Genomic DNA, 7878 nt, shown 5'->3' with positions numbered 1-7878 from the left:
GGGCGAAATAGGATCGACGAAGGTGTAAAGATCGTACTTTTGCCCGGCATTGTACCACCGTTATCGGGCTAAACTTATAGTTGCCAACGACAACTATGCGGAAGCACGTCTCGCCGCGTAAGCGGTGCGATAGCTTCAATTCAAGCCCTAGCGGTTCGCACTTCTAGGCGGGGTTCGGAGGTACCTGGCAACAGAAACCTCCACTTCTCCCCCTTCGATTCCACCTCTCCCCCTTCGACACGATGACGGCAGCAGGCTTGCTGGCCGCGCTTCTTGCGCTATGCCCCTTCGCGACGCTGTCTTGCTGTCCTGGGAGCTGCGCTCCTATCGAGCCGCCCTCGAACAGAACGGCCCCGTCTTCTTCGATCGCGGCGTGCCGGACACTCTTGGTTATCTACGCCTCACTGGCCTGCCGGTGCCCGACCACGTCAGGAATGCCGCCCTTGGCGCCGTCGAGGCGCGACTGCGATTTATCTTCGCCAAGGCAGGCTTGCAGCTTGAGCCAGACGTGAAAAAGGCCGGGACTGACCCGGCCTTTTCATTTCATGCCCTCGCTGGAAAGAATCTACTCCGCAGGCGCTTGACAACCTCCCGCCCACGGCCAAGCGTCACCTTGGCCAGCGTGAAGGAGATCACCGCGCAAAGCGTGATGCCGGCCACCATCGGCAGCGGCGTGCCGTCGAAGAACACGCCGGCGATGCCCATGGCGACCGCACCGATGGCGAAGTGCAGCGTGCCCATCAGCGCCGAGGCCGTGCCGGCGATTGCGCCATGCTCCTCCATGGCCAGCACCGAAGTCGTCGGGATCACCAGGCCGAGGAACCCGTAGCCGACGAACAGCAGCACCGCCATCACGTCGAGCCGGTCGACGCCGGACGCCATCACCGCGAACAGCACTACCATCGTCGTCGCATAGCCGACCACCGCGACCCGCACCACCGGCCTTAGCCCGAACCGTTCGGACAGCACCCCCGTCAACTGCGACATGCCGATGAAGGCGACCGCATTGATCGAGAAGAACACGCTATAGACCGACGGCGACAGCCCGTAATGGTCGATCAGGATGAAGGAGGAGCTCGACAGATAGACGAAGAAGCTCGCGATCCCGAAGCCGCCGATTGACGCCAGGCCAAGGAAGTTGCGGTCGCCCATCAGGAAGCGATAGGCCGTGAGCGCGGTGCCGAACGAACTGCCTGCACGCGCCTCGACCGGCCGCGTCTCCTTGAGCGAGGTCGCCAGCAGGATGGTGGCAAGCACCGCCCCACCCGTTACCGTCCAGAACACGGCACGCCAGCCGAAATTCTCGATGATGACGCTACCGGTCAGCGGCGCCAGGATCGGCGACACCGAAAACACCAGCATCAAGAGCGACATCAGCTTGGCAGCGTCGGTGCCGGTGTGCAGGTCACGCACGATGGCGCGCGGCACCGCCATGCCTGCGCTGGCGCCGAGCCCTTGCAGGAAACGGAAGGCAATCAGCCATTCGATCGAGGGAGCGAGCGCCGAGCCGATGCCGCCGACCATGAACAGTGCGAGGCCGCCATAGAGCGGCAGCTTTCGTCCGACCATGTCGGAGATCGGTCCGACGACAATCTGGCCAAACCCCATGGACAGGAAGAAGATCAGCAAACTCATCTGCACGGCAGCGGTGCTGGCCTGCAGATCCGCGCCGATCGAAGGCAGCGCCGGAAGATACATGTCGATGGCAAACGGACCAATGGCGGTCAACAGGCCGAGCACGATCGCGATGCGGAGGAATCGGGGACTCATGATAGCAGGCTTCTTTCAAATCTGATTGGCCGCCGACCGGCGCATAATCCTAGGACGTTCCATGCCGTGAAATTCCGACTTCCTGCGGAGGGAAATTCCTTTTGATAAGTCCATAAATTTAGACACTCTTGTCTAATTCGTCAATCACCTCTATATAGTTTTTCATGAAGCACGACGTCTCTCCTGACAGCATCCCGCCACGCGGTCATGAGGCCAAGCGCGCCTCCATCATGGACGCTGCCGGCGAGGTGTTCTGCCGCGAAAGCTTCGCCGGCGCCAATATCGACATGATTGCCGCCGAGGCCGGCGTTTCGCGCCAGACGATCTACAACCACCATGGCGACAAGGAGAAACTCTTCGTAGCCATCGTCCGCGACCTCACCGAGCGCTGCAATGCCGGCATCTTCGCCACCATTTCCACCTTTCCGGACCAGCCGAAGGATCTCGAGGCCGATCTGATCGCTTTTGCTGTGCGCATGAACCGCAACTGTATCTGCAACCGCGACGGAAAATTCCTGCGCAAGCTGATCCAGACCGAGGGCGAGCGCTATCCCGAGCTCTTTGCCGAATGGCGCGAACAGGGACCGGGCAGGACATGGCCGGCGATCGCCGCCCGTTTCGCCCGCCTCGCCCATGCCGGTTTCCTCGACATCAAGGACCCCGATGTCGCGGCGCGCCAGTTCCTCGCCCTTGCCAATGCCGAATTGCAGACCACCTTCATGCTTGGCGGCACGCCTACCGATGACGAGGTGCTGCAATCGGCGACACATGGCGTGCGCACCTTCCTGCGCGCCTTCGGCAAGCGGCAGCCGGCGGCCGACGCGCAAAAGCACAGCGCGCTCGCTGGCGCCTGAGCGATCAAATCTGAGGCATGCCCTCTCGCATCTGCGCTGCCGGCGTCTATATCCGGTTTACGCCGCGCTCAAGCTTGATTACAGCTATGCGGACGATTCAACGGAACCCGACAGCCACATGGCCGACGACCACATCCGCTACGACATTCTGGCCCAGGAGGCATTGCGCGGCGTCATGCGCAAGGTCCTGGCCGAGGTCGCGCGCACCGGCCTTCCCGGCAACCATCATTTCTTCATCACTTTCCTGACCGGCGCCCCGGGCGTGCGCGTATCTTCCCGCTTGCGCGAGCGCTATCCCGAACAGATGACCATCGTCATCCAGTTCCAGTATTGGGACCTGAAGGTGACCGACACCGGCTTCGAAGTCGGGCTGTCTTTCTCCGACGTGCCGGAAAAGCTGGAAATCCCGTTCTCGGCCGTGCGCGGCTTTTACGACCCGTCCGTCAATTTCGAGCTCGAGTTCGACGTGAAGACGGAGACCTCGGCAGAAGAGGAACTGGGCGGCCAGCCCGCTTCCGAACCGCTGGCCGTCGTCGCCGAGAAAAAGCCTGAGAAGAAGAAGACCGCAGAGGCTGAAAAGAAGCCTGCCGCGGCCGACGCCGCAAAAGGCGCCGAAGTGGTGTCGCTCGACGCCTTCCGCAAGAAGTGATCCGACGGGCCGCGCGACATGGCCGACATCGTCAATCTCCGCCAGGCCCGCAAGCAGAAGGCACGAGCCGAGAAGGGGCGCCTGGCCGAACAGAACCGGACGCTGCACGGCCGTTCCAAGGCCGACCGGGAGCGTGACCGTCTGATCGCCGACAAGGCAGAAAAGTTTGTCGCCGGCCATCGCCGCGAAGCCTCGGGCGATCCGGATTCCCCAGGTATCGGACCGAAAAGTGCGCCGCGGTTTTCGGATAAATCCGATGCTTGAAGTGAAATGAGTCACGTCCGGTGAGCCCGGTCGAGAAACGCTCGGTGACCATTCGCGGCCATCGCACCAGCTATTCGCTCGAAAAGCCGTTTTTCGACGACCTCGTCGCCATCGCGGCCGCGCGCAAACTGACGCTCGCCGCCCTCGTCGCCGAAATCGACGAGGCCCGGCCGCGCGATGCCAACCTGTCCTCGGCGCTCAGGCTCTACGTCTTGGATTGGGCGAAGCGAAAGATGAAACCAGTCTAGGTGGAGCTATCCGCCGCCCAGCGACTTCAGCAGGTTGTCGATCGACGAAGGTTCGAGCTGGGGTTTTGGCGCGGATTCTGGTGGCGGCGGGTTGTCATTGGCCGGCGGCTGAGGCGCGCGCTCGATTTTCTGCGCCTGCTCAGCGGCGGCCCTGCGCTCTGCGTCGAGCTTTGCCTTTAGTTCCGCGGCGATCCGCATCGCCTCTTCCGCCTTCCGGCGTCGCTGCTCTTCGGCCTTCGCCACCTCGTCCGCCGCTTGTTGCGCCGCCCTGGCTCTCGTTTCGGCATCCGCCTTGGCCTTGGCCTCAGCATCCGCCTTGGCTTTGACCTCCGCTTCAGCCTTCGCCTGTGCATCCGCCTTGGCTCTGGCCTCCGCTTCAGCCCTGGCCTGCGCCTCGGCCTTGGCTTTAGCCTCGGCTTCAGCCCGCGCCTGCGCATCCGCTTTGGCCTTCGCCTCCGCTTCGGCTCGAGCCTTTGCCTCGGCTTCAGCCTTTGCCCTGGCATCTGCCTCGGCTTGCAGCCGCGCCGCCTCCTGCTGCTTGCGCAATTCTTCGGCTGCCCTCTCACGCTCGGCTTGCAGGGCCGCGTAATAACGCACCTCGCGCCGCAGCCGCTGTTTTTCAAGCAGTGCCGCCTGCATGGCCTCGACCCGCTGCTGTTCCTTTTCCAGCGCGCGCTGGGTCAGGAACTGCGCCAGCGGCTCACTGTCGAATTGCCGCTTCGCGGCGCCGAACGGCCCGTCGACGCTGAAATTCACAGTCGGATCGGAGCCGACCAGCGCTTCGTCGCCGGGCCGATAAGTGATCGAACCGCTGGCGGCGACCGTGCTGGCGTTCAGGTCCGCCGTGATGTCGGCGGACAGCTTCGCCGCCGGATTTTCAAGATTGACCGGCGGTGCCCTCAGCGTGCCACCGGCGATTGTGAAGGCGATGTCGATATCCCCAGCCGGAAAACTGCCGTCCGCGGCGATCTGCGGCGCGAAGCGGGCAGTCTTTGCCGCATCGATATCGCGCCCGATCGCGTCGGCCTTGGCGATGAAGGCGCCAAAGGCCTCGGGATTGACGCCGGCAATGGTCAAGCCCTTTAGCGCCGCCGTGCCGGAACCGGACAGCGCCGCAACCATCGCATCGACCGATTTGCCGCTGGTCGAGAGCGTCGCCGAGAAATCGCCGCTTCCGCTGATGCCGGCCTGTGGCAGTACGGTGGCCAGATCGGCGCCGGCAAGTTTCATCTGCCCGGAGAAAAGCCCGGTGCCGTCAGTGTTCTTCAGCTCGAACAGTCCGGAAAGCGCACCGCCGGCGAACTTTGCCTTGAGGTCAGAAACGCGGATGCCTTCCTGGTCGAGCTTCAGCGAAAGCGCCGCGTCATAGGCCGTGGCCAGCGGGCCGGCGACCAGCGACGCCGTTGTCAGGTCGAGCTCGGCGGTGAACGGCAGGCTGGACTTCTGGCTGAACGGGGCGGTCGGCCAAGCCCTGCCCGCGCCCAGAAAGGCCTGGTCGCCAAACAATGCCACCGCCATCGGGTCGAGATCCAGCTCATCGAGCACCAGCGCGCCGGCAAGATGCGGCAGCCCGTCCTTGACGTCGAAATTGACGTCACCGGAAACCGCCGCCTCGTTGATGGCGCCGCTGAGGCCGGATAGCACCAGAAGGCCGTTGCCGAAATCGGCGTCGGCCGCAAGCCACGTCGACATGCCTGTCCCCATGCCCGGCAAGCCGACGCCTGTCGTCATCAGCCACGGCTCGATGTCGGCGGCTTCCAGACTGACCTTGCCCTTGGCGGTGGGGCCTTGTGGCGTGCCCGCGATCGTCCCGTCGAAACCGGCCTTGAAGTCGTTGCCGATGAGGTTGAAGCTCGTCGCCATGCCGCCGCCAAGCGTGCCTTCTGCCGAGACATCGGTGGTCGCCTCGCCAAGCATGCCGAGTGGCAGCGCCGGCAGGCCGTAAAGCGCCAGAAGTGCGGTGGCGTCGGTGTTCCTGGCGTTGAAGGTTAGCGACACCGGCGCCTCGAGAAGCCGGTCGGCCACCCCTTTGCCGGACAGCGACGCCGAAAACGCCGAACCGCCGGCCCTGCCTTGCGCGCTGACTGCCAGGCCTGTCGTGCCATCGCCGTTGGCGGCGGCACTCGTCACCAGATCGACGCGCGCATCCTGGAACAGCTCGGGATAGGCCGCCGCACGCCCCGCCAACCCCTTCAGCACGGCATTGTCAGGATAGTGCTGCGCCGCGACATCGACCAACGGCTTGAGGTCGACGGCGACTACGGAGGCATCGAGCTTGCCGGTCGGGCTCACCGGGAAATCCTTGATCCGGCCGGTGGCGCTGATCGAGGCGCCGGCAAGCCCGCCAACCGAGAGCCGGTCGATTTCGAGCAAACCGTCGCGCAGCCTGAGCGCCGTATCGACCGTATCGGCGGTCAGCCCGCCGGCACTGACCGGTCCGGCCTTGATCTGGAAATCGAGGTCGCGGTCGGAAAAACGGTTGGCCCCCTTGTCGCTGATGAAGATCGAGGCGAAGGCGGCGAGGCCGTCGACATCGAGTTCGCCACCTTCGAGCCGCATCAGCACCGACGGCCTGGCCTCGTCGGGCTGGCTGGAATCAATGCGACCGGAAAATTTCGCCTTGCCGAGAACGAGTTCGAGGTCGCTGAAGGCCTGGCGCTTTCCGGTCAGGTCGACCTTGGCCTTGAAGCCGGCGGCCGGCAGCCTGCGGATCGCTTCGTCGACATCCCTCGACAGCCAGGCGGCAAAGCCGGAAGGCTGCGCCACCGCCAGAAGCAGCGAACCGGTGAAGCCGAAATGATCCTCGACGCTGAGCATGCCATTTGCTTCCAGCCTGGCACGGCCGGGCAGTGTTGCGGCCAGCGACTTCACTGACCAGCCAGCATCGGCCGGCTCAGCGGAAAGGCGTACGTCGCGAACCGTCGTGTCGCCGGCCACCACCGCCGGCAGCTTCACCTCGACGGTGCCCGGTATGGTCGGCTTGGGCAGCTCGAGCAGAGTCTGCTCCAGCGCCGCGACACGCGCCGACAGCGTCAGTCCGGCGCCGGCCGCGGCGCCGACGGCTTCATCGAACTGTACCTGAGCGCCATCGGCCTCGATCGAAAAGCTTGGGTTCGGCCCAAGCTCGACGGCAGCCTTGCCGTCGGCGGTGTATGGATTGTCGAGAGGCCCGGTCTCGAAGCGGAATTCGTCGACCCCAAGTTTCTGGTGGTCGAGCGAAAACTTGCCGTTCAGCCTGAACCCCGGCTCCGGCTTGCCTGCGCTGGCCTCCATCATCTCACCGTCGGTACCTTGAAGCTGCGCCGAATTCTTGTCGGCACCATTCTTGTCGGAACTTGCGACCTTGAACTGGCCCGAATAGATGGCGGCGCCGTTGACGATGCCGGCATTGCCGTCGGCTTCGATGACCAGCGGATAGGCGTCCGGATCGGCCTTGAGCCTGAGCCGCATCTGCCCGTCGCTGCCGGCCTTGCTGGTGGAGGCGACGACCATGCTGCGCAGACCGTCGAGCCGCAGCGAACCATCCATCCGCCAAGGTCCGGCCAGCGATTTGGCAGAGATCGTCGAATTGATGTCGGAAAGGAGATGGCTGCGCCCGCCGGCGGCATGGCGCAGCGCGATCTCTCCGTCCGTCACCGTCAGCTTCTCGATCGAGATCTGGCTGGGATCGAAGGGCGACGACGGGCGTATCGCCCAGTCGACCGTGCCGTCGGCGGCAATGTCAATCGTCGCCTTCGGCCGCACCAGCCGCATGTCGAAGATCAGAACTTCCCCGCTCAGGAAGGGCGCCAGTTCCGCATCCATCGAAAAGGTCTCGACGGTCATTGCCGGCTGGCCGCCGGGGCCGCCGGCAACAGTGACGTTCGAGAAGGTCACCGACGGAAACGGCAGCAATTTCGCCGTCGCATCGCCCTGAACGGTTACCTTGCGGCCCAGAATGGCGCTTGCCTCGCGCTCGAAATCGGCACGGTAGCCCGTCCAGTCGATAAAATACGGCACCACCAGCGCCGCACACAGCACCAGCACGAAAAAGCCACCGAAGATCACGAACAGGCGTGCGAGCATGAGCTCCGAGCAGTTGATTGAAAAATCA

Annotated in this window: 6 protein-coding genes, 1 other RNA gene and 1 pseudogene; 6 read left to right on the top strand and 2 right to left on the bottom strand. The window is 64.1% G+C overall.

Annotated features, from left to right (window positions below; all coding sequences use genetic code 11):
• Both ssrA and EOA78_RS37115 read left to right on the top strand, forming a co-directional pair.
• Nucleotides 1-205: a transfer-messenger RNA gene (gene ssrA / locus EOA78_RS20175) on the top strand; the annotation flags it as partial.
• A gap of 99 nt (nt 206-304) precedes the next feature.
• Nucleotides 305-496, top strand: a pseudogene (locus tag EOA78_RS37115) (AAA family ATPase); the annotation flags it as partial.
• A gap of 47 nt (nt 497-543) precedes the next feature.
• On the opposite strand, the gene EOA78_RS20165 reads toward EOA78_RS37115, so the two are convergent.
• Nucleotides 544-1770 (bottom strand): multidrug effflux MFS transporter, encoded by a 1227-nt coding sequence (locus EOA78_RS20165; RefSeq protein ID WP_127316655.1) that lies wholly within the window; start codon nt 1768-1770, stop codon nt 544-546.
• Nucleotides 1771-1934: 164 nt separating this feature from the next.
• Here EOA78_RS20165 and EOA78_RS20160 point away from each other — a divergent pair, with 164 nt between their 5' ends.
• The 4 genes from EOA78_RS20160 (at nt 1935) to EOA78_RS20145 (ending at nt 3785) form a co-directional block, all read left to right on the top strand.
• Complete coding sequence (locus tag EOA78_RS20160; RefSeq protein WP_127316654.1) at nt 1935-2624, top strand: TetR/AcrR family transcriptional regulator; 690 nt, start codon at nt 1935-1937, stop codon at nt 2622-2624.
• Between the two features lie 118 nt (nt 2625-2742).
• Nucleotides 2743-3273 carry an SspB family protein gene (locus EOA78_RS20155; RefSeq protein ID WP_127316653.1) on the top strand — a complete coding sequence of 177 codons (531 nt, stop codon included), beginning with the start codon at nt 2743-2745 and terminating at the stop codon, nt 3271-3273.
• A gap of 18 nt (nt 3274-3291) precedes the next feature.
• Nucleotides 3292-3537, top strand: a complete 246-nt coding sequence (locus tag EOA78_RS20150) for a DUF4169 family protein (RefSeq protein ID WP_065010281.1) — start codon at nt 3292-3294, stop codon at nt 3535-3537.
• A gap of 20 nt (nt 3538-3557) precedes the next feature.
• Nucleotides 3558-3785 (top strand): ribbon-helix-helix domain-containing protein, encoded by a 228-nt coding sequence (locus EOA78_RS20145; protein WP_127316652.1) that lies wholly within the window; start codon nt 3558-3560, stop codon nt 3783-3785.
• A 6-nt stretch (nt 3786-3791) separates the two neighbouring features.
• Here EOA78_RS20145 and EOA78_RS20140 read toward each other — a convergent pair whose 3' ends face one another.
• Entirely contained in the window at nt 3792-7850 is a 4059-nt protein-coding gene (locus tag EOA78_RS20140) for an AsmA-like C-terminal region-containing protein (protein ID WP_127316651.1), read from the bottom strand.
• Nucleotides 7851-7878: the final 28 nt, after the last annotated feature.

It is taken from the genome of Mesorhizobium sp. M5C.F.Cr.IN.023.01.1.1, assembly GCF_003997585.1.
GTDB lineage: Bacteria > Pseudomonadota > Alphaproteobacteria > Rhizobiales > Rhizobiaceae > Mesorhizobium > Mesorhizobium wenxiniae.
The sequence above is the reverse complement of the archived record's forward strand: the minus strand, read 5'-3'. Positions and strand labels throughout refer to the sequence as shown.

Excerpts from the sequence above, each read along its gene's own strand:
- EOA78_RS20165 (WP_127316655.1), bottom strand. The coding sequence starts at position 1,770 with ATGAGTCCCCGATTCCTCCGCATCGCGATCGTGCTCGGCCTGTTGACC.
- EOA78_RS20160 (WP_127316654.1), top strand. The coding sequence starts at position 1,935 with ATGAAGCACGACGTCTCTCCTGACAGCATCCCGCCACGCGGTCATGAG.
- EOA78_RS20155 (WP_127316653.1), top strand. The coding sequence starts at position 2,743 with ATGGCCGACGACCACATCCGCTACGACATTCTGGCCCAGGAGGCATTG.
- EOA78_RS20150 (WP_065010281.1), top strand. The coding sequence starts at position 3,292 with ATGGCCGACATCGTCAATCTCCGCCAGGCCCGCAAGCAGAAGGCACGA.
- EOA78_RS20140 (WP_127316651.1), bottom strand. The coding sequence starts at position 7,850 with ATGCTCGCACGCCTGTTCGTGATCTTCGGTGGCTTTTTCGTGCTGGTG.